Origin of the sequence: Klebsiella sp. JB_Kp004, from assembly GCF_040065795.1 — a bacterium.
GTDB classification, from domain to species: Bacteria; Pseudomonadota; Gammaproteobacteria; order Enterobacterales; family Enterobacteriaceae; genus Klebsiella; species Klebsiella quasipneumoniae.
Map to the genome: position 1 here is coordinate 22,273 of NZ_JBEAKW010000053.1, position 20,666 is coordinate 42,938.

Sequence of the window (20,666 nt, forward strand, 5' to 3'; positions counted from 1 at the left end):
GATTCAATGGCGATGGAAACACAAGACATTATTAAACGCTCCGCGACCAACCCGATCACGCCCGCGCCGCGCGCGCGGGACCATAAGGCGGAAGTCGCCAAGCTTATCGATGTCTCCTCCTGCGTGGGCTGTAAAGCCTGCCAGGTGGCCTGCTCCGAGTGGAACGACATCCGCGATGAGGTGGGGCACTGCGTCGGGGTGTACGACAACCCGGCGGATCTCAGCGCTAAATCCTGGACGGTGATGCGCTTTAGCGAGACCGAACAGAACGGCAAACTGGAGTGGCTTATCCGTAAGGATGGCTGTATGCACTGCGAAGAGCCGGGCTGCCTGAAGGCCTGCCCGTCCGCCGGGGCGATTATTCAGTACGTCAACGGCATCGTCGATTTCCAGCAGGAAAACTGCATCGGCTGCGGCTACTGCATTGCCGGGTGTCCGTTTAACGTCCCGCGTCTCAATAAAGAGGATAACCGGGTCTATAAATGCACCCTGTGCGTGGACCGGGTCAGCGTCGGTCAGGAACCGGCGTGCGTGAAAACCTGTCCGACCGGCGCGATCCACTTCGGTACGAAGAAAGAGATGCTGGAGGTGGCCGAGGAGCGGGTGGCTAAGCTGAAAAAACGCGGCTATGCCAGGGCCGGGATTTACAACCCGCAGGGCGTCGGCGGCACCCATGTGATGTACGTCCTGCATCATGCCGACCAGCCCGAGCTTTATCACAAGCTGCCTGCTGCGCCGAAGATTGATACCTCGGTGGAGCTGTGGAAAGGGATCCTGAAGCCGCTGTCGGCGGCGGGCTTTATCGCTACCTTTGCCGGGCTTATCTATCACTACATCGGTATCGGGCCAAATAAGGAAGTTGACGACGACGAGGAGGAGCATGATGAGTAAATCGAAGATGATAGTGCGCACGACCTTTATCGATCGTGCCTGTCACTGGACGGTGGTGATCGCTTTCTTCCTCGTGGCGCTATCGGGTATTTCGTTTTTCTTCCCGACCCTGCAGTGGCTGACGGAAACCTTCGGTACCCCGCAGATGGGGCGTATTCTGCACCCCTTCTTCGGAGTGCTGATTTTTATCGCCCTGATGTTTATGTTCGTGCGTTTTGTCCATCACAACATCCCTGATAAACAGGATATCCCCTGGCTGAAAGGCATTGTGGAGGTGCTGAAAGGCAACGAGCATAAAGTGGCGCGGGTCGGTAAATATAACGCCGGGCAAAAGATGATGTTCTGGACCATCATGAGCATGATTTTTGTGCTGCTGGTGACCGGCGTGATTATCTGGCGTCCCTGGTTTGCCCACTATTTCCCGATTCAGGTGATTCGCTACAGCCTGTTAATTCACGCGACGTCGGCCATTATTCTGATCCACGCGATCCTTATCCATATGTATATGGCGTTCTGGGTGAAGGGGTCGATTAAGGGGATGATTGAAGGCAAGGTCAGCCGCCGTTGGGCGAAGAAACATCACCCGCGCTGGTATCGCGATGTGGAACGTCTGGAGGCGATCAAAGAGAGTCGCGAAGGGATGAAGTAAGCCGTCTGGCCAGGAGGCCCGCTCCAGTTTTGCTGGAGCGGGTTTATGTGTTAGTGATTAATGCGTCCATCGCTGATATCACGGTCGTTCTTTCTTTAGCCAAATTGCAGATAAAAATATTTTTTATCCAGCCTTTGCTTTGCCACGCTGGTGATTGCCGGCGCGTTGATGAACAGTTTCTCAAACTCCATATTAATAACCGGGGCGGCAGCATGATAATGGCCGGTCAAATGAGAATGATAGCTCAGCGGCACAATTAAACGTGTGCCAAGGTCATTAAAATAATCATGTTGGATTACCATTAAATAAGGTTGAAACGCATTGGTTCTCGATGATGGGTTACGAAAAATATCAAATTGTGCCGCCATTAAATCCCTCCGAAAAAAGGATCCTCTGACAACAACCCTGCACGGGCAGTGAACTCATTCAGTGCCTTAATGAATTCCTGGTCTTTTCGGCGTTTGTCCGCATCGACGATGGTAAGTGACTGGTTTTGCGGGTTAAACGTTGTTGTGCGATCGCGATTCTGTGACTTGTTAACGGCATTCTGTTTCATTATCTGCTCCTTGTTGTTGGCGAGCTGATTATCACGCGGTGTGCGATGAAAAGAAATACCTGGTTCGGATTTGTTTTTTATTTTGCGAGACAACTTCCAGAGGAAAGCAACCGCATGAAATATTCATGGTTATGGTAATAAACCCGGCGCTGGCATTAACCAGCGCGGCGGGAAATAATCAGAACTTCTCCGGAATAAAGCGGAAGGGGAAATTGGTCTGTTTCATTTTGCCCATTTTGCGCTTCGGCAGCGTGACATGCTCCACTGGCAAGGCTTCGTAGGGGATCTGTGACAGCAGGTGGGTGATGATATTCAGACGCACTCGCTTTTTATCTTCGGAGCGGGCGACGAACCACGGCGCCCAGGCGGTGTCGGTGGCGGCGAACATGGCGTCGCGGGCAGCGGTATATTCATCCCAGCGGTTGAAAGACTTGATGTCCATCGGCGAGAGCTTCCAGATCTTGCGCCCGTCGTCGATGCGATCCCGCAGGCGCCGCTCCTGCTCCTGCGGAGAGACCTCCAGCCAGTACTTGAGCAGGATAATGCCCGACTCGACCATGCCGCGCTCCACCATCGGCGCGCCGTCGAGGAACTTCTGCACTTCCTCCGGGGTACAAAAGCCCATCACCCGTTCGACGCCGGCGCGGTTATACCAGCTGCGATCGAAAATCACGATTTCGCCAGCCGCCGGGAGGTGCTTGATATAGCGCTGAAAATAGAGCTGACTTTTCTCGCGTTCGGTGGGCGAGGGTAAGGCGACGACCCGGAAGATCCGCGGACTGACGCGCTCGGTGATCGCCTTAATCGTGCCGCCTTTGCCGGCGCCGTCCCGGCCTTCAAAGACGATGCATACCTTCAGCCCTTTATGCACCACCCAGCGCTGCAGTTTTACCAGCTCAACGTGGAGCTTGCGCAGCGCCTTCTCGTACGCTTTATTGTCGAGCGGGGCGATCTTCACCGCCGCGTCGACAGGATGACCGCTTTTCTTATTACCCATCGCCATGCTCCGTGTTGCCGAGGTATCCCTTTGAAGTGTAATCCTTCACTGGCGTGGCGGTGGAAAATATTCGCGCCCGGGACGGGCTAGCGGGCGTTCCCCGCGGCAATGACTTCCAGCCCCACTCGCTGCCCCCATGACAGCTCCAGGGTGTTACCGTCCGGGTCGGCAAAGAAAGCGAAATAGCCCACAGGATCGCCCAGCTGCTCCGGTTCCCGGCGCAGAACGCCTTCCCGCCGCGCCTGGGCGACCTTCTCATCGATCTCCTCCTGGGTGGCGCAGGCGACGCCGAGATGGCCGAACGGACCCAGCGGCGTGTCGGCAGGGCCATCACTTTGCACCAGCACCAGGGCGAAAGGTCGGGTGCGATCGCTGAGCCACGCCACTTTACGCGCCGAGGGGAGGTTGGGTTCGCGCTGGTGAATAACGGTCATCGCCGTGTAGCGGGTATAAAAATCGATGCTGCTGGCCAGACAGCGGACGGTAAAGGCGACATGGGTAAAGCCAACATCAACATTTTGCATGGATGATTCTCCCGAGGTGAACGATGTCTCGACTTTACAACCTCAAGTTAACTTGAGATCAATCCACAATGTGTCCCTGCGTGCCCACCAATTTTTACAGGGAATTATCCACCGCCAGGCGCCTCTGCCGCCAGCAGGACCGCCAACGGCGGCGCTGGCGAGCGCATGAACGAATCAGGCCGTTGTATGGAGGATACTGTCGTCGGGCGTTTTTAGCTGGTGTGGCGAGGCGGGATGGTCAATAATGCCGGCCGTCTCTCAATACCCCTATAAGATGTATGAAAAAAACGATTTTTTCACTGGCGCTGGGCACTTTCGGACTCGGCATGGCGGAATTTGGCATTATGGGCGTGCTGCCGGACATGGCGCGCGATGTCGGGATTTCAATCCCCGCCGCCGGCAATATGATTGCCTGGTATGCCTTCGGCGTGGTGATCGGCGCGCCGATCATGGCGTTGCTCTCCAGTCGGTTTTCGTTGAAATCGGTGATGCTGTTTCTCGCCGCCCTGTGCATTCTCGGCAATACCCTGTTTACCTTCTCCAGCAGCTACGCCATGCTGGCGCTTGGCCGGCTGGTTTCCGGGTTTCCCCACGGGGCTTTCTTCGGCGTGGGGGCGATCATCCTGTCGAAAATCGCGCCGCCGGGGAGGGTGACCGCCGCGGTGGCGGGGATGATCGGCGGCATGACGGTGGCTAACCTGGTGGGCGTTCCCGGGGGCACCTGGCTTGGGCATCATTTTAGCTGGCGCTATACCTTCGCGCTTATCGCGGTGTTTAACGTCGCGGTGTTTATGGCCATCTTCTGCTGGGTCCCTACGCTGTATGATCGGGCCACCACCCGGCTGCGCGAGCAGTTCCGTTTCCTCGCTTCCCCGGCGCCGTGGCTGATTTTTGCCGCCACCATGTTCGGCAACGCCGGGGTGTTCGCGTGGTTCAGCTATATCAAGCCCTTTATGCTCAACGTTTCCGGCTTTGCCGAAAGCCGGATGATGCTGATTATGATGCTGGCGGGGCTGGGCATGGTGGTCGGCAACCTGTTCAGCGGCAAAATTTCCGGGCGCTACAGTCCGCTGCGCATCGCGGCCATCACCGACGGGGCGATCGCTGTGACGCTGCTGCTGATCTTTGCCTTCGGGGAGCATAAAATCGCTTCGCTGACGCTGGCGTTTTTCTGCTGTGCCGGGCTGTTCGCCCTGTCGGCGCCGCTGCAGATCCTGTTGCTGCAGAACGCCAAAGGCGGCGAGATGCTGGGGGCGGCAGGGGGGCAGATCGCCTTTAACCTCGGGAGCGCCATCGGCGCCTTCTGCGGCGGAATGATGATTGCCCAGGGCTTCGGCTGGAACAGCGTGGCGCTCCCCGCCGCCACGCTGTCGTTTCTGGCGATGAGCGCCTTGCTCATCTACGGCCGCCATCAACGCCGACAGGCTTGCTAACGATGCTTACTCACGCCAGGGCTCGCCGAGCGTCAGCATCAGCCGGTTGGCCCAGGCGAAAAAGGCCGCTGACTGCAGCAGATCCAGCTGGGCCAGAGTATCTAAGCCCTGTTCATCAAGCGCTGCCAGATGGCTGGCATTCAGCGCCGGCGGCGTCACCGATAGCGCGGCGGCGGCGTCGATTTCCGCCTGCCAGCGCGGCGACTGCCCGCCGCGCAGATCCTCTCCCGGCGTCACTGCCAGCAGCGTGTCGACGGCAGTCTCGTCCTTCGCCAGCTGCGCCGCTTTGCGGGCATGCACCGAGGCGCAGTAAATACAGCCGTTGATTTTACTGGCCACCGTGGCGGCCAGTTCACGTTCGGCGCGCGGCAATCCCCCCGGGGTATAGAAAATGCCTTTATCGGTCAGCGTCCGCTGCTCCAGCACCGGCTGGTTGCGCGCCAGCAGGCGGAAGTAGGGCGAATCGCTATGGCCATATTTGGCCAGAATCGCCTGTTCTTCAGCGCTAAATTCCGCCAACGGTTTATCCGCCAGCCAGGGTTCCCAGTGCAGCTCCTCGCGGGTGAAGCGCACCGGGGCCTCTTTGCCGCTCTGCGCGTGCGGGGTGGTGTGCCAGTACCCGGCCACCACCGGCGTGTCGGCGCTGACGATGGGCTGGTGGTTGAGCGCCCGCAGACCCAGCAGCAGGCGGCTCTGGAAGCTGACAAAGGCCACCAACTGCGCCAGGGTGACGATGCCCCGCAGGCTCCAGCCCGCGTTTGTCAGAACCTGCAGCGCGCCGGGTGTCGCTTCGACGGGGGTGAAGGTCAGCAGGCGGGCAAAGGCCAGCGCCGGAACCAGACGATCCGTGGTCGGATCGGCCAGGCCGAAGCCGGCATAGTGCGCCGCCAGCGCGTCCGCCTGATGGAGCTTCGCCACCTTTGCCGCCACCGCGAAGCGTTCATCGAGGGGAAAATCGGCGTCCTGCTGGCTGAACAGCACTTCATAACTTCCCTGCGCATGTCGGGTAGCGGCATCGCGGACTGCGCGCGCCTGGTCGAGCGGGGAACCGGCGGCGATCTCCGCCAGTTCGGCCAGAATATCCTGACTCAGCGTCATGGTGACTCCTTATCTGATGTGGGGGGCAATATGCTGAGCGATCAGCTCAATGGAACGCAGCGTATCCCGGTGCGAAGGCTCCACCGAGTGCACCTGGAACGAAACATCGGTGGCGCGGGCCAGCACGCTGTCCTGCGCCAGGGAGGCAATAACATGCTCAGGATCGCCCACGTGGGCATCCAGCTGTTGCAGATAGTCAGTGACACTGTCACCTTCTATCAGATGACCCGCAGCCCGGTACTGTGCAGCCTGCTTGCGCAGGCCGGGTTCGGCGATCTGCAGGGCGTTGGCGTGACTGTCGGCGACGAAGGCGGTGCGCGAAGCGAGGATCCGCGGCGCAACGCCGTCCGGCAGCGCCGCCAGGTAGGCGTCGACGATCGGGTTCTGAATGGCGTCCAGCGGCAGGCGCGGCTCACCGGGCGGCCGGGGCTGCGTGCGCGACAGCATCAGCCCGTGCCCCGCCTGACCGGCGCGGATGGCGCCTTCCACCGAGAAGGTGGCGATCCAGATGCGCGCCGCCAGCTGCGGCGCGGGCGGATAGAGACGGTTGTCCGGGTGGCTGAGGGTGTCGCCGCGCCAGGCGCTGTGGATCAGGTGCAGATGGTCGGCAAACACCGCCCCGCGCTGCTCGCTGGTCAGGCCGAAGGGCAGAAACGACGTTGGCGTGCCGCCGGAACCAAATCCCACCTCCAGACGCCCGTCGGTGAGTAAATCCAGCACCGCCGCGTCTTCGGCGACGCGCAGCGGATTTTCCATGGGCAACGTGATAATCGCTGTGCCGAGGCGAATGCGGTCCGTCTGCGCCGCCACGTGGGCGAGAAACACCAGCGGGGAAGGCAGGCCGCCTTCCTGTTCATGAAAATGGTGCTGGGCAATCCATGCGCTGTCGAAGCCGACGCGCTCCGCGTGGCGGATCTGTTCGGCCGCCAGCCGGTAGCGCGTTTGTGCGGAGCCCTGATCGAGCAGACGGGTAAAAAAGCCGAGGCGTTTAGGCATTATGCGTTCTCCATGTGGGCCTGTGCCAGGCGTGGGGAAACCTGGGGAATGGCGGCGATCAGTTCGCGGGTGTAGGCCTGCTGCGGGGCGGCGAACAGGCGCCCAACGTCGCCATGCTCCACCACCTGGCCGGCGCGCAGCACTGTGACGCTGTCGGCAATCCGCCTCACCGTCGCCAGATCGTGGGTAATGAACAGGTAGCTCAGACCAAGCTGCTGCTGTAGCTGCTGCAGCAGGGCGAGGATCTGCGCCTGAACGGTGACGTCGAGCGCCGAGGTCGCTTCGTCAAGAACCAGTATCGCCGGCTCGAGGATCAGTGCCCGGGCAATCGCCACCCGCTGCCGCTGGCCGCCGGAAAGCTCCCGCGGCGTCCGCGACAGTAGCTCCGGGGCCAGCGCCACCCGGGCGGCGACGCTCTCCACACGCTGGCGACGCGTCGCCGCGCTGAGGCGCTCAAAGTTTTTTAACGGCTCTTCGATAATCGCAAACAGCGTCTGGCGCGGGTCGAGCGAAGCAAAGGGGTTCTGGTAGACGAACTGGATTTTGCGCCGCAGCTGACGCTGCGCCTCGCGGCTGAGATGCCCGGCGTCAATACCGTCGATGGTCACCTGTCCGGCGTCGGCGCGCTCGAAGCCCAGCAGGATCCGCGCCAGGGTGGTTTTCCCGGAGCCGGATTCGCCCACCAGCGCATGGGTGCTGCCGCGTCTGACCTCAAAGCTGACGCTGTCGAGCGCCTGCAGGGCCTGTTTGCCCAGCGAGAAGCGTTTGCTGATCCCTTCGACGCGAATGGCCGGCGTGGCCAGCGGACGGTGACGATCCGCCGTCAGCCTCAGCGGCGCGTCCTGCAGATCGTGGAGCAACTGGCGGGTGTAAGGGTGCTGCGGACGCCGGACAATCGCCTCGGTGGCGCCCTGTTCCTGAATCTCGCCCTGGCGAAACACCATGATCCGGTCGGCGCGTTCGGCGGCCAGCGCCAGATCGTGAGTGACAAACAGCACGGCGGTTCCCGACTCGCGCCGCAGGATGTCGAGCAGATCGAGAATGCGCTTTTGCACCGTAACGTCGAGGGCGCTGGTGGGCTCGTCGGCAATAATCAGATCCGGCTGCAGGGCGATGGCGATGGCGATCAGCACCCGCTGTTTCATCCCGCCCGACAGCTGATGCGGGTACTGGTCAAAACGCTGTTCCGGGTGGCTGAGCCCGACTTTAGCGAGCAGGTTGAGAACCTGCTGCCGGCGTTCGGCGGCGGAAAGGGACTGATGCAGCCGCAGGATCTCTTCCACTTGCTGACCAATGGTTTTTACCGGATTAAGCGAATTGCCGGGGTCCTGCGGCACCAGGCTGATGCTCACCCCGCGCAGGCGGTTCAGGCGTTTTGCCGACCAGTCGCTAATCACTTCGCCATTGAGGATAATCCGCCCGGCGTCGCGGCGGGCGTTATCCGCCAGCAGGCCGATAATGGCCTGCGCGGTCGTGGTTTTCCCCGAGCCGGATTCACCGACGAAGGCCAGCATTTCGCCGCGCTGAATGGAAAAGCTGACGTTATGCACCACTTCGCGCCATTCACCCCGCGACCGGTAGCTGATGCGCAGATCTTCAACAGACAGAACGTTCATGGACGTACTCCACTCCACTGGCGGCTAAGACGATTGGCGGCAAGGACCACCGCGACCACGGCGAGGCCGGGAAAGGTGGTCAGCCACCAGGCGGTCGACAGGTAATTACGACCTTCGGCGATCAGTAATCCCCACTCCGGGACCGGCGGCGGGGTGCCGTAGCCAAGGAAGCTGAGGGTGGCCAGCGCCAGCATCGCCTGACCAAACTGCAGCGTGGCGAAGGCGAGTACCGCGGTGAGCGAGTTGGGCAGGATATGACGCCAGAAGATGGCGAGAAAGGTGCCGCCGCTGCCCCGGGCCGCCTCGACGTAATCACTGTGGCGCACGCGCACCACCTCCGCACGCGCCAGGCGCGCGAAGCTGGCGATGGCCGCCACGCCGACCGCCACCGCCGCATTTACCGTGCCAAAACCCAGCAGAATGATCACCGTCAGCTGCAGCAGCAGGGAAGGGATAGCCAGCAGGACATCCACCAGGCGCATGATGGTCGATTCCACGCGGCCGGCCAGCGCCCCGGCGAGGGTGCCAAGGGCGGTGCCCACCACCAGACCGATGGCGACGGCGATCAGCGCCGCCGACAGAGAATGTACCGCGCCGTAAACCACCCGCGTCCACAGGTCGCGGCCCAGCTGGTCGGTACCCAGCCAGTGGTGCGCCTGTGGCGCCAGGCGCTGAGCGCCGGGGATCCCTTCCAGCGGGTTAGCGGAGGTAAACCACTGTGGGGCAAGGGCCATTAACAGGGCGGTGATCATCACCGCCCACGCCAGCCACAGGCCTGGCTGCAGACGCACTTTGCGCCACTCCGGGCGGCGGCGAACCGCGATGGCATAGTCGACCAGGCTCATTTCGCACCTCCGGTCTGTAATTGGAGTCGGGGATCCAGCCGCGGCATGACCAGGTCGACCAGCAGGTTGATCAGGACGAAACCGAGAGCCGAAATCATCACCACCGCCTGCAGTACGGCGATATCCTGGTTATTCACCGCCTGCTGGGTCAGCTGGCCGAGGCCGCTGCGGCCGAAGACGGTCTCGGTGATCAGCGCCCCGGCAATCAGCTCGCCCAGCAGCAGCCCGGCTATATTCAGCGCCGGCAGCAGGGCGTTACCCATCACATGGCGCCAGAGGACGCCGGTCTCGCTCATTCCCTTGGCGCGGGCGACCGCGACGAAGGGCTGAACCGCCACCTGATCCATGCTGCGCATCAGGATCTGCGCCAGCGGGGCGGAGATGGGCAGCGCGACGGCGATAACCGGTAAAATCAGCCCCTCCAGCGGACCGGGGTTGATCACCGGGATCCAGCGCAGCTGAAACGAAAAGAGCTGGATCAGGGCGATACCCAGCCAGAAGGTGGGCAGCGAGATAAACAGCACCGGCAGCGACTGCAGGAGGTTGCTGAGCCAGCGCAGCCCCGGCAGACGTGAGGCGAAAGCGAGGGCAAACGCCAGGATCACGGCCAGCAGGAAGGCCGGCAGGGCGAGGCTTAAGGTATCCGGCAGGTTGCTGGCAATCAGGCTACTGACCGCCAGACCCGCCTGCAGGGAATAGCCAAAGTCGCCGTGCAGCATCGCCAGCAGCGTGTGCAGGTACTGGCGCCACAGCGGGCTGTCGGCGCCGTAGGCCAGCCGCATGTCGGCGATTTGCGCCGGGCTCAGACCGAGGTCCGGGTTCTGAAACTTGATCAGCACCGCATCCCCCGGCAGCACCTGCAGCAGGAAAAAGGTGAGGGTAAACGCCGCCCACAGGACCAGCAGCCCCTGGCCGAACCGTCGCAGAAGATAAGCGCTCATATCCGGCCTCTTAGTGTTTATCCAGCCAGGCGCCGTAGAACGACGGACGCCCGACGGCTTCGAAGCTGACGCCTTTCACCCACGGCGCGCCGGCGAACACCTGCGGCTCTTCGAAAATGGGGATCACATAGGCGTTATCGATCAGATAGCGCTGGGCATCGCCGGTTAACTGCAGGCGCTGCTGCGGCTCCACCGCCGCGGAGATGCCGGTCAGCAGGTCGTTCAGCTTATCATCGCGGAAGTGCTGCACTTTATCGCTGGAGCCGCCTTTCTGCAGCAGCGCGTCACGGTTGTTAGGAAAGAACATGCTTTTTACTACATCCGGGTCGGCGCGGCCCACTTCCGAGACGGTGAGCGGGGTTTTCTGCGGGTCGAGGTTATCGAGCGTCCGGCTGCCGGCGTCCCCGGCTTTGACCGTTAACGCTACCCCCACCTGGCGCCATTGCTGGGCGATCAGCTGCAGCACTTCTTTATTCTGCGGCTGGGGGAGCGACTCATAGACCGTCAGCGCCAGCCGCTGCCCGTCTTTGCTGCGAATGCCGTCGGCGGCGGGTTTCCAGCCGGCCTCATCCAGCAACTGCCGGGCTTTGGCCTGGTCGAAGGTGAGCTTATCGCTCAGATTGACATAGCCGGCGGCGGAGCTGGCCAGCACGGAGGTGGCTTGCGGGTAGTTAGCGGAGAACAGCGTCTCCACCACCTGCCGGGCGTTGGTGGCATGGAGCAGGGCCTGGCGCACCCGCAGGTCGGCGACCAGTGGGTTATCCGGGCGGAAGCTCAGGCTGTCGTTGACCCCGCGGGTAGGCGCGGCGTAGACCGTAAATCCCTGATCGGTCGCCTGCTTTTCATCGTAGGCCTGCACCTGGCGAATAAAGCCCGCCTGGCCCGCCAGCAGCGCGCCGATGCGCACGCTGTCTTCCGGGGTGACAATATAGGTGATGCCGTCGAGGTTAGCGGGGCCCTGCTGGGCGATGTTTTTCGGCCCCCACTGATAATCCTTGCGCGCCACCAGCGTCAGCTCGCGGCCCGGTTTTTCATCCTGCACCACGAAGGGACCGGAGCCGATGATGTGCCGGGCATCGCCCAGCTCCTCGAAATTGCGCTGCAGGGTGCTGAGGGAGACCAGGCCGGAGCCGATGGTGGCGGTCCCCTGCAGGAAGCCCGGCGACGGCTTGTTGAAGTAGAATTTCACCGTCAGCGGGTCGACCACTTCGCTGCGCTGGTAGTTATTGATCACCTCCGAGACGGGCAGGCGATGGGCTTTATCCCCCAGCCCATAGGTGTCGAAGTTTTTGGCGACCGCGGCGGCGTCCAGCGGCGTGCCATCCGAGAAGGTGACCCCTTTTCGCAGGTGGAAAGTGTACTCGGTTTTATCGGCATTGCTGGTCCAGCTTTCGGCGATCCACGGCTCAATCTCCAGCGTTTTCGGGTTCTGCCAGGTCAGCTTGTCGGTGATCTGATTGAGTATGCCGCCATTGGGATAAAAGCCGCCGGCGGGTGGATAGAGATTGGTATGCGGTTGCTGCTCCAGATAAATCAAGGTACCGCCTTTAACCGGCGTGTCGGCGGCCCAGACGGAAAAGGCGCCGGAGAGAAACAGCGCGGCCAGCGCGGGCAGGCGAAAATGACGATGCATGGTGAATTCCTTTGTTATCTATTGTGTTGCCATCATCGGGCGCGGCTAAAAACAAAGGAACCAAGGAATTGCGCTAAGCATTTGCGGAAATTGCATTTACTTTACGCGGCGGGAAGCGAGGGGAAGCGCGAAAGGAGAAGCGCCTCGCCCGGCGGGAGAGGCGCTGGCGATTAGCTACGCAGATCGATAACCATACGGCCGCGGATCTGACCTTGCTCCATCTCTTTGAAGATGGCATTGATATCTTCCAGCGGACGCAGGGTGACTTTCGGCACCACTTTGCCTTCGGCGGCGAACTGGAACGCTTCCACCAGATCCTGACGGGTGCCGACCAGCGAGCCGACCACCTCGATACCGTCGAGTACCAGACGTGGAATATCGAGGCTCATCGCCTCTGGCGGCAGGCCTACCGCCACCACGCGGCCGCCGGCGCGAACGGCATCCACCGCCGAGTTAAAGGCCGCTTTGGCCACCGCGGTCACCACCGCAGCGTGGGCGCCGCCGGTTTTTTCCTGAATCACTTTCGCCGCATCTTCATTGCGCGAGTTGATGGTCAGGTCAGCGCCCATCGACGCCGCCAGCTCCAGCTGGCCGTCGTTGACGTCGATAGCGATCACTTTGGCGTTAAAGACATTCTTGGCATACTGCAGCGCCAGGTTGCCCAGCCCGCCGAGGCCGTAGATAGCGATCCACTGGCCCGGCTTGATGTGGGAGACCTTAACGGCTTTGTAGGTGGTGACCCCAGCGCAGGTAATGCTGCTGGCGGCGGCGGAGTCGAGGCCGTCCGGGACTTTAACCGCGTAGTTGGCGGTGACGATGCACTCTTCCGCCATGCCGCCGTCGACGGTATAGCCAGCGTTTTTCACCGAGCGGCACAGCGTCTCGTTGCCGCTGTTACAGTAATCGCAGTGGCCACAGCCTTCGAAGAACCACGCCACGCTGGCGCGATCGCCCGGCTTCAGGGAGGTGACGCCAGGGCCGACTTTTTGAACTACCCCGATCCCTTCATGACCGAGGATAACGTCGGTTTTATCGCCAAAATCGCCGTTTTTCACGTGCAGGTCAGTATGACACACGCCGCAGCATTCCATTTTCAACAGCGCTTCGCCGTATTCCAGCGGGCGCAGCGTTTTTTCCGTAACGTTAACCTGATGGTCGTGAGTAACAACAGCTGCCTTCATGCCTGTCTCCTTGAGAGGGGATTGATTAATTTTATTAATGCAATATTACCCAATAAGGATTAGACGCTATGGAGAAAAAAACAAGGCGCTTTAGTACAGGATGTGGTTTTTTGCTACAGTAGTAGCACAAAATTCAGACAATACCTCTAATTTTGGTAGGTAATAATAGTGTCACGGAATGGTCATGTTTTCTTCATCACCCAACTCTATTGTTTTGCGCATCAATTTCTTATAACAACAGAGTGATACAACAATGCATCTGGTCAAAACGCTCCTCACCGCCGGTCTGCTTTTTTCCGCCGCCGCGCAGGCTCACAATGTGCTGGAATTCCCGCAGCCGGAAAACAATCCGGAAGAGTTTTACGCGGTCACCGAGATCCCGGCAGGCGGGATCATTAAGTATGAAACCGACGCTAAAACGGGGTTTATCGTCGCCGACCGCTTTCAGTCGATGCCGGTGGCTTACCCGGCGAACTACGGTTCGTTAACCCAGTCGCTGGCCGGGGATGGCGACCCGCTGGACGTGGTGTTTTACACCCGCGCGCCGATGGCCCCGGGCACGCTGATTAAGCTGCGGCCGATCGGCGTTCTTAAGATGATAGACGGCGGTGAGAAAGACGACAAAATCATCGCCGTCCCGGCCAGTAAAATTGATCCGACCTATGACGACATTCAGACCATCACCGATCTGCCGAAAATCGAGCAGCAGCGGCTGGAGGCCTTCTTCCGGGTCTACAAAGAACTACCAGAGGGGCGGAAAAAGGTCGAGCTGGCCGGTTTTAATGATGCGGCCGCCGCGAAGCAGGAGATCAAATCGGCCTGGGAGGCCTGGAAGGCGAAGAACCCGCAATAATACTTATCGCGGGCGCAGTCCGGCGCCCGCGGCACGCCATCATCCGATACGCTACCTTGCCATGCTGGATAGTTTATCCTCTTGACGCGGCCTGAAGTAAATGGTTGTATTATACAACTATCTACTTCACTGGACGCCTCACGATGTCTGACACGCCTTTAATCCAACAAATTCGAACGGCCTCGCGATTAATGGTGCGCGAGCTGGGTTTTATGAACACCACGCTGGCCGCCACCCACTATTCACCCTCGGCGGTGCATACCCTGCTGGAGGTGTCGGTCAGGGGGACGATAACCGCCGCGCAGCTGGTCACATTGCTCGGGCTGGAAAAATCGAGCGTCAGCCGGATGGTCGCCCGTCTGCTGGCCGCCGGAGAGCTGGAGGAGCGCCCCTGCGCGGAGGACGCGCGGTCTAAATCGCTGGCGCTGACCGCGAAAGGGCACGACACGGTGGCAACGATTAACGCCTACGGTACCCGCCGGGTGGTGGAGGCGTTAGCGCATCTCGATGAGACGCAGCAGCGGACCGTCGCCAGCGGACTGGCGGCCTATGCTCAGGCGCTGGCGCAGTGTCGGGATGCTGCGCTTGCGGAAACGACGCCGCAAATTTCGCTGGTAACCGGCTATCAGCCGGGGGCGATCGGCCGGATAGCCCAGATGCACGGGGAGTATTACGCCCGGCACCATGATTTCGGCGCTTTTTTTGAAGGCAAGGTTGCCAGCGGCGTCGCGGAATTCGCCACCCGGCTTTCCTCGCCGGTCAACCAGATCTGGCTGGCGATGCGCGAGGGGAAGATTGTCGGTTCGGTGGCGATCGATGGCGAGGATCTCGGCCAGCAGCAGGCGCATCTGCGCTGGTTCATTCTCGATGACAGCTGCCGGGGAACCGGCATTGGCAGGCGGCTGCTCAGTGAGGCGATGGCTTTCTGCGATAGTCGTCAGTTCAGCGCCGTTCAGCTGTGGACGTTTAAAGGTCTGGACGCGGCCCGCAAACTGTATGAGTCCTTTGGCTTCACGTTAACCCGCGAATGGCAGGGGGACCAGTGGGGAAAGATGATGACCGAGCAGCAGTTTACCCGGCCAGGAAACGCCGGCTAAGGGCGTGGTGCCTTAGCCGGCGGGGAGTGCGAAGATTACGCCAGCTGGTTAAGCAGCCGGGCGATCTCCTCTCGCCACTGGGTCTGCAGCGAGGGCTTTTGATGTTTCGGCTTACGGGCCATATCGTCCGCCAGCCATTGCTCCAGGGCTATCAGGCGCGTCAGCAGCGCCTCTTCATCATCAGCCGCGAGTGACGGCTCCTGGGGTGAGGAGGCCGCCGTCAGGGTGGGGATCTGCGCCTGCAGACGGGCATAGACCTCCTCCAGACTGTGCCACTCCGTTAACCCGGCGCTGTCGATCAGCCAGAAGCGGTTACAGCTTTCGCTAATAAGCTGGCGGTCATGACTGACCAGCAGCACGCCGCCGGGGTAGTCGCGGAGCGTCTGCGCCAGCGCCGCTTTGCCCTCCATATCCAGATGGTTGGTGGGTTCATCCAGCAGCAGCAGGCTGTAGCGCGCCAGCGACAGACCGACGAACAGCAGCCGCGACCGCTCGCCGCCGCTGAGGGTGCAGACCTTCTGTCCATGCCTCGCCCAGCCAAACCCGGCGGCAATCAGCGCCCGTTTACGGGTGTCCGCCGACGGGGCGAACGGCGTCAGGGCGTCGAGCAGGCTGGCCTCGTCCGGCAACTGCGCCAGGGTCTGGTCGTAGTACCCGGGGTGAAGCCGGGGGTGCAGACGCAGCCCCGGAAGCGGCGATGCGTCGTTCATCTGCTGCCACAGCAGGCGCAGCAAGGACGATTTCCCGCCGCCGTTGCGGCCCATGATGGCCACGCGATCGCCGCTGCGCAGTCGCGCCACGCCGGTGGTGAACAGGGCCGGCAGTCCCGGCGCGGGAGCCACCGGCAGCCTGTCCATCTCCAGCAGGCGGTCCGCCGGCAGGGCGTCCCCCTGCATCACCAGGCGCCACGGCGGGCCGATGCTGAGCTCGGTCTGCTCGTCTTTCAGGCGGGCGACCTGCTTCTCCATCTGTTTGGCTTTGCGGGCGAGATCTTCGTTGTCATACACCCGCCCCCAGGTGGCCAGCCGCCGGGCGCTGGCGCTGACCCGGTCGATCTCTTTTTGCTCCGCCTTATGACGTAACGCGGCGCTTTCATCCTGCTCCTGCAGTGCCTGACGGGCAGCGCTGCAGGGCAAGGCGAAGCTGTGCAGCGTCTGGTCGCGGAGGATCCAACTGGCATTAGTTACAGCATCCAGTAAAGCGTTGTCGTGTGACACCAGCACGAAGCTCCCCTGCCAGGTCTGCAAGAAGCTTTCCAGCCACAGCAGAGTGGGCAGATCGAGATGGTTGCCGGGCTCATCCAGCAGCAGCAGGTCAGGCTGGCGGATCAGCGCCCGGGCCAGCAGCAGGCGCGTATGCTGTCCGCCGCTCAGGGTGCTGGTTTGCTGCTCCATCACCGCCGGCGTGAAGCCCATCTGCGCCAGCAGGCGTTCGGCCAGCCAGCGCTGTGCTTCCCGCGCGTCGACGGGTAACGGGGCCAGCACCGCCTGCAGCAGCGACTGCGAACGCAGCGCCTCCGGCAGATGCTGTTCAACGCGGGCCATCAGACACTGACCGGCGAGTGAGACGCTGCCCGAGGTGGGCGCGAGGGTGCCGTCCAGCACCTGCAGCAGGGTGCTTTTGCCGCAACCGTTATGGCCGATGAGACCGATACGGTCGCCTTTCTTCAGGGTGAAGGAGAGGGTATTAAACAGCGGCCCGAAGGCAGTCTCCACGTGGAGCGCATGGGCAGTTAGTAATGTACTCATAGTCAACTTACTCAAGAGTTACAGGCATGCGAATGCCTCGTCAAAACTCGCTGACGATAACCCGGTAAGCCGGAGAGAAGGGATTCTGTGAAGGGTCTTCGCTCAAGCCAAAGTTATCGCAGCACGATACCGATAACGCTTGAGCTGGCGCCATTGCCTAAGGCATGTGAAACAATAAACATTTCACAATACAGCATGGGGGGCCTCCTTTTATATTCAGTAAGTGAATGGGTGATGGCAGTGTAGTGGGGAAAGGAAAAGCGCGCCAGTGACAAAACTGGCAGGGTGTGGAGAAGCGTCGGATATCGATTGTCCCGCCCCGCGCGGCTGCAGTTTCTGCCTGCGGATCGTCTGCTAGGGGGCAGAGGCCATGATTTTGCGTGGCACAGGGCGCGCGGCAAATGCTATCTGGTTTCTATTTTTACGATAAATGAATATGGGCGAAAAAGGCGTTTCTGTGGCGGGGAATATTATCCGGACGCTATTAATAACCGGGCCGATCGTGCGGCCCGGTGAGCGCGATTAAATTGAGGTGCGGCGGTAATTACGATATTCCGGCAGCCAGAAATTATCGCTGATGGACTGCAGCAGCGCTTCCGCGGACGTTTTCACCGCCACGCCCTGCTCCTGAGCCACCTTACCGACCGCGAAGGCAATCGCCCGCGAGACGGTCTGGATATCCTTCAACTCCGGCAGAACCGGACCTTCGCCGTTGTTCACCAGCGGCGAGTGTTTCGCCAGGGTTTCGCTGGCGGCCATCAGCATCTCGTCGGTGACCCGCGAAGCGCCGGAGGCGATCACCCCCAGACCAATGCCCGGGAAGATATAGGAGTTGTTGCACTGGGCGATGGGATACTGTTTGCCTTTCACGGTGACCGGGGCAAACGGACTGCCGGTGGCGACCAGCGCCTCGCCGTCGGTCCAGCTCAGGATATTCTGCGGCGTGGCTTCCACCCGTGACGTTGGGTTGGAGAGCGGCATCACGATCGGCCGCGGGCAATGCTTATGCATCTCGCGGATAATCTCTTCCGTGAACAGCCCCGGCTGACCCGAAACGCCGATCAGGATGTTCGGTTTCACGTTGCGCACCACGTCCAGCAGGGACAGGACATCGTTAGTGGTATCCCAGCCCTGCAGATGTTCACGCTTCTGCACCAGCTTGTTCTGGAACGGCAGCAGATTAGGCATGCCGTCGGTTAACAGGCCGAAGCGGTCAACCATAAATACGCGCTGACGGGCCTCTTCTTCACTGAGTCCTTCGCGGACGATCTGGGCGATAATTTGCTCGGCGATGCCGCAGCCGGCGGAGCCCGCCCCGAGGAAGACGATTTTCTGTTCGCTCAGCTGGCTGCCGGCGCCGCGGCTGGCGGCGATCAGCGTCCCGACGGTGACCGCCGCGGTGCCCTGAATATCGTCGTTAAAGGAGCAGATCTCATTGCGGTAGCGGTTGAGCAGCGGCATGGCGTTCTTCTGCGCAAAGTCTTCAAACTGCAGCAGCACGTCCGGCCAGCGGGCTTTAATCGCCTGGATCACATCGTCAACGAACTGATAGTACTCGTCGTCGGTAATACGCGGATGACGCCAGCCCATATACAGCGGATCGTCCAGCAGCTGCTGGTTGTTTGTCCCGACGTCCAGCACGATGGGCAGGGTGTAAGCCGGGCTGATGCCGCCGCAGGTGGTGTACAGCGACAGTTTACCGATCGGGATCCCCATCCCGCCGATCCCCTGGTCGCCGAGGCCGAGGATACGCTCGCCATCGGTCACCACAATCACTTTGACATTATGGTTCGGGACGTTTTGCAGAATGTCGTCAAGGTTATGGCGATTCTGGTAGGAGATAAAGACGCCGCGGGCGCGACGGTAAATCTCGGAGAAACGTTCGCAGGCGGCGCCCACCGTCGGGGTATAGATAACCGGCATCATCTCTTCGAGATGGTTGCCAATCAGGCGATAGAAAAGGGTCTCGTTGGTGTCCTGGATATTACGCAGGTAAATGTGTTTGTCGATTTCTGTTTTGAATCCCTGATACTGGATCCAGGCGCGTTCCGCTTGCTCTTCGATGGTTTCAACCACTTCCGGCAGCAGGCCAAGCAGGTTGAAACTGCTGCGCTCTTCCATACTGAAGGCGCTGCCCTTGTTGAGCAGAGGGAATTCAAGCAGAACGGGGCCCGCGTAGGGGATGTACAGGGAACGGTTTTTCTTATGGGTAAATTGCATCGCACTAACTCCTTGATCGTGTCCACAGTCCCGGCGCGGCGATAAGCGAAGGGCGGGTGGAAAAGCAGCGGGCAGAGTATAGAGCAGAAGGTCTTCAAGCGGGTAAACAAGCCGTCAATTGCCATAAAAAAACACCATCCTGGCAACAGGACGGTGTTGTTTATCATCACTCAGGCTGAAAATTAACCACCGCGGCGTTTGCGGCCGGTAGCATGGATATGGTTGAGGGTGGTTTCTTCATCGCCTTCCAGCACCACTTTTTTCTGCTGGGAAAGCTTGTAGTTCAGACCGAGAAGATGACGTGCCTGATGGTTCGATTTCATTCTGACTCCTTTATCCTGTTCTGGTTTCAAGGGCAAACCCGGTGGTGACCGGATGAAATGTAACCCAAAGTTGGCCGCACGTTTTTTATGCGGCCTCAGGTAGGGTGGTCCATTTTCAGGGCAATAGCAACCTTAGCGCGCCAGATTAAGAACAGTCTCCCTCGCGCAGCGCCGGCATTACCACTTCATCTCGCCGGTGTTAACTTTGGCGCTAAGCTCCAGCGAGCTGGTTTCCGCCAGCCCCGGCCACTGCGTCTCCATTGCCTTGATCACCCCGGCGGAATCCTTATGTGTCTTCAGCGCCTGCTCAAACTGCTGGAGGTAGGTTTTTGTAAAGCGCACCGCGATGTCACCCTCCGGCGGCGTGCCGAGGTAATGCCCCGGGATCACCTGCTGCGGGTGCAGGGCAATCATCTGCTCCAGCGTAGTGCGCCACTGCTGGCGACTGGCCGGCGTCTGGGTGTCGGCGGTCCAGAGATGCATGCCCCACGCCACGCCGGTGCCGCCGAGGATCGTTTTGTTCGCCCGGATCCAAACGAACGCCGCGTAGTCATGCGGCTGCATAATCGTCACTGTTTCGCCATCGATGGTAAAGCTGTTGGCTTTCAGCGCCTGCGGGACGTATACCTGCGTCGGCGCGCCGTCTTTCATCTGCGGGCCCCAGTACGCCAGCTTTGCCGCTTTGGTGGCTTCAATATGTTTAACCACTTCCGGCGTGGCGACCACTTCCGCCTGCGGGAAGGCTTTCACCAGCGGCTCAAGGCCAAAGTAGAAGTCAGGATCGCCGGAGGTGATCACAATCCGCGACAGCGGTTTGCCGTTTTTCTTGATCATGTCCACCAGCTTTTCGCCGTCTTTGACGCTGAACTGGGCGTCAAACAGCACCGCTTCATGCGGGCCGGAAACGAGGGTGGAGTTGACGGCAAAAATACCTTTCTCCTGAGGGTTGTAAGTCTGCAGCGTCAGCGGCGCCGCGAAGACCGCGCCGCTGAACAGGGCGGTGGCAATAGCAAGGGCAGATAATTTCATCATTTATTCTCAGTCACAGGGGAATGCGTAGCATTG

The 20,666-nt window shown here is 60.6% G+C and carries 21 protein-coding genes; 6 read left to right on the forward strand and 15 right to left on the reverse strand.

Features of this window, described 5'->3' with window-relative positions; translation table 11 throughout:
* The first annotated feature begins 6 nt into the window (after window positions 1-6).
* Entirely contained in the window at window positions 7-891 is an 885-nt protein-coding gene (gene fdxH, locus ABLX76_RS24765) for a formate dehydrogenase subunit beta (RefSeq protein ID WP_348875401.1), read from the forward strand.
* The gene (gene fdnI, locus ABLX76_RS24770; protein ID WP_023289846.1) at window positions 884-1,540 is read left to right on the forward strand and encodes a formate dehydrogenase-N subunit gamma; all 657 of its coding nucleotides are present in this window, start codon (window positions 884-886) and stop codon (window positions 1,538-1,540) included. Before fdxH ends, fdnI begins: the two co-directional genes overlap by 8 nt.
* A gap of 95 nt (window positions 1,541-1,635) precedes the next feature.
* Here the strand turns inward: fdnI and ABLX76_RS24775 are convergent, their stop codons facing one another.
* The 4 genes from ABLX76_RS24775 to ABLX76_RS24790 all read right to left on the reverse strand — a co-directional run bounded on the left by ABLX76_RS24775 (window position 1,636) and on the right by ABLX76_RS24790 (window position 3,617).
* A complete protein-coding gene (locus ABLX76_RS24775; RefSeq protein WP_226327374.1) occupies window positions 1,636-1,908 on the reverse strand; it encodes a CcdB family protein in 273 nt (90 codons plus the stop codon).
* A complete protein-coding gene (locus ABLX76_RS24780) occupies window positions 1,908-2,096 on the reverse strand; it encodes a hypothetical protein (RefSeq protein ID WP_050533435.1) in 189 nt (62 codons plus the stop codon). The genes ABLX76_RS24775 and ABLX76_RS24780 overlap by 1 nt, the downstream gene beginning before the upstream one ends.
* 178 nt (window positions 2,097-2,274) lie before the next feature.
* On the reverse strand, window positions 2,275-3,093 hold the full coding sequence (gene ppk2, locus ABLX76_RS24785; protein WP_023289843.1) for a polyphosphate kinase 2: 819 nt from the start codon (window positions 3,091-3,093) through the stop codon (window positions 2,275-2,277).
* Between the two features lie 86 nt (window positions 3,094-3,179).
* Window positions 3,180-3,617 (reverse strand): VOC family protein, encoded by a 438-nt coding sequence (locus ABLX76_RS24790; protein WP_348875402.1) that lies wholly within the window; start codon window positions 3,615-3,617, stop codon window positions 3,180-3,182.
* Window positions 3,618-3,895: 278 nt separating this feature from the next.
* Here ABLX76_RS24790 and araJ point away from each other — a divergent pair, with 278 nt between their 5' ends.
* Window positions 3,896-5,050 carry an MFS transporter AraJ gene (gene araJ, locus ABLX76_RS24795; RefSeq protein ID WP_023289841.1) on the forward strand — a complete coding sequence of 385 codons (1,155 nt, stop codon included), beginning with the start codon at window positions 3,896-3,898 and terminating at the stop codon, window positions 5,048-5,050.
* A gap of 6 nt (window positions 5,051-5,056) precedes the next feature.
* On the opposite strand, the gene ABLX76_RS24800 is transcribed toward araJ, so the two are convergent.
* The 7 genes from ABLX76_RS24800 to adhP form a co-directional block, all read right to left on the reverse strand.
* The gene (locus ABLX76_RS24800) at window positions 5,057-6,148 is read right to left on the reverse strand and encodes an alkylhydroperoxidase domain protein (RefSeq protein WP_065881645.1); all 1,092 of its coding nucleotides are present in this window, start codon (window positions 6,146-6,148) and stop codon (window positions 5,057-5,059) included.
* A 9-nt stretch (window positions 6,149-6,157) separates the two neighbouring features.
* Complete coding sequence (locus ABLX76_RS24805; protein WP_065881647.1) at window positions 6,158-7,144, reverse strand: putative FMN-dependent luciferase-like monooxygenase; 987 nt, start codon at window positions 7,142-7,144, stop codon at window positions 6,158-6,160.
* Window positions 7,144-8,760: an ABC transporter ATP-binding protein gene (locus tag ABLX76_RS24810; RefSeq protein WP_023289838.1), complete on the reverse strand. Its 1,617-nt coding sequence runs from the start codon at window positions 8,758-8,760 to the stop codon at window positions 7,144-7,146. Before ABLX76_RS24810 ends, ABLX76_RS24805 begins: the two co-directional genes overlap by 1 nt.
* A complete protein-coding gene (locus ABLX76_RS24815) occupies window positions 8,757-9,605 on the reverse strand; it encodes an ABC transporter permease (RefSeq protein WP_050533438.1) in 849 nt (282 codons plus the stop codon). Before ABLX76_RS24815 ends, ABLX76_RS24810 begins: the two co-directional genes overlap by 4 nt.
* Complete coding sequence (locus ABLX76_RS24820; protein ID WP_023289836.1) at window positions 9,602-10,546, reverse strand: ABC transporter permease; 945 nt, start codon at window positions 10,544-10,546, stop codon at window positions 9,602-9,604. The genes ABLX76_RS24815 and ABLX76_RS24820 overlap by 4 nt, the downstream gene beginning before the upstream one ends.
* A 10-nt stretch (window positions 10,547-10,556) precedes the next feature.
* On the reverse strand, window positions 10,557-12,179 hold the full coding sequence (locus ABLX76_RS24825) for a TIGR04028 family ABC transporter substrate-binding protein (protein ID WP_282279244.1): 1,623 nt from the start codon (window positions 12,177-12,179) through the stop codon (window positions 10,557-10,559).
* Between the two features lie 170 nt (window positions 12,180-12,349).
* Window positions 12,350-13,360, reverse strand: a complete 1,011-nt coding sequence (gene adhP / locus ABLX76_RS24830; RefSeq protein WP_218810951.1) for an alcohol dehydrogenase AdhP — start codon at window positions 13,358-13,360, stop codon at window positions 12,350-12,352.
* Between the two features lie 253 nt (window positions 13,361-13,613).
* Between adhP and ABLX76_RS24835 the strand changes: the two genes are divergently transcribed.
* Both ABLX76_RS24835 and ABLX76_RS24840 read left to right on the forward strand, forming a co-directional pair.
* Window positions 13,614-14,213 (forward strand): inorganic diphosphatase, encoded by a 600-nt coding sequence (locus ABLX76_RS24835; RefSeq protein ID WP_023289834.1) that lies wholly within the window; start codon window positions 13,614-13,616, stop codon window positions 14,211-14,213.
* Between the two features lie 143 nt (window positions 14,214-14,356).
* Complete coding sequence (locus tag ABLX76_RS24840) at window positions 14,357-15,310, forward strand: helix-turn-helix domain-containing GNAT family N-acetyltransferase (RefSeq protein ID WP_032452996.1); 954 nt, start codon at window positions 14,357-14,359, stop codon at window positions 15,308-15,310.
* A gap of 35 nt (window positions 15,311-15,345) precedes the next feature.
* Here ABLX76_RS24840 and ABLX76_RS24845 read toward each other — a convergent pair whose 3' ends face one another.
* Together ABLX76_RS24845 and ABLX76_RS24850 are read right to left on the reverse strand one after the other, a co-directional pair.
* On the reverse strand, window positions 15,346-17,058 hold the full coding sequence (locus ABLX76_RS24845; RefSeq protein WP_348875403.1) for an ABC-F family ATP-binding cassette domain-containing protein: 1,713 nt from the start codon (window positions 17,056-17,058) through the stop codon (window positions 15,346-15,348).
* Window positions 17,059-17,580: 522 nt separating this feature from the next.
* Window positions 17,581-19,278, reverse strand: a complete 1,698-nt coding sequence (locus tag ABLX76_RS24850; RefSeq protein WP_004202648.1) for an NAD-dependent malic enzyme — start codon at window positions 19,276-19,278, stop codon at window positions 17,581-17,583.
* A 78-nt stretch (window positions 19,279-19,356) separates the two neighbouring features.
* Here ABLX76_RS24850 and ABLX76_RS24855 point away from each other — a divergent pair, with 78 nt between their 5' ends.
* On the forward strand, window positions 19,357-19,464 hold the full coding sequence (locus ABLX76_RS24855) for a hypothetical protein (RefSeq protein ID WP_032425875.1): 108 nt from the start codon (window positions 19,357-19,359) through the stop codon (window positions 19,462-19,464).
* Here ABLX76_RS24855 and sra read toward each other — a convergent pair.
* Entirely contained in the window at window positions 19,461-19,601 is a 141-nt protein-coding gene (gene sra, locus ABLX76_RS24860; protein WP_012541615.1) for a stationary-phase-induced ribosome-associated protein, read from the reverse strand. The two genes, ABLX76_RS24855 and sra, sit on opposite strands and share 4 nt — an antisense overlap.
* A 177-nt stretch (window positions 19,602-19,778) precedes the next feature.
* Window positions 19,779-20,630, reverse strand: coding sequence for a Vmh family MBL fold metallo-hydrolase (locus tag ABLX76_RS24865; protein WP_218811014.1), 852 nt, complete (start codon window positions 20,628-20,630; stop codon window positions 19,779-19,781).
* Window positions 20,631-20,666 lie beyond the last annotated feature (36 nt).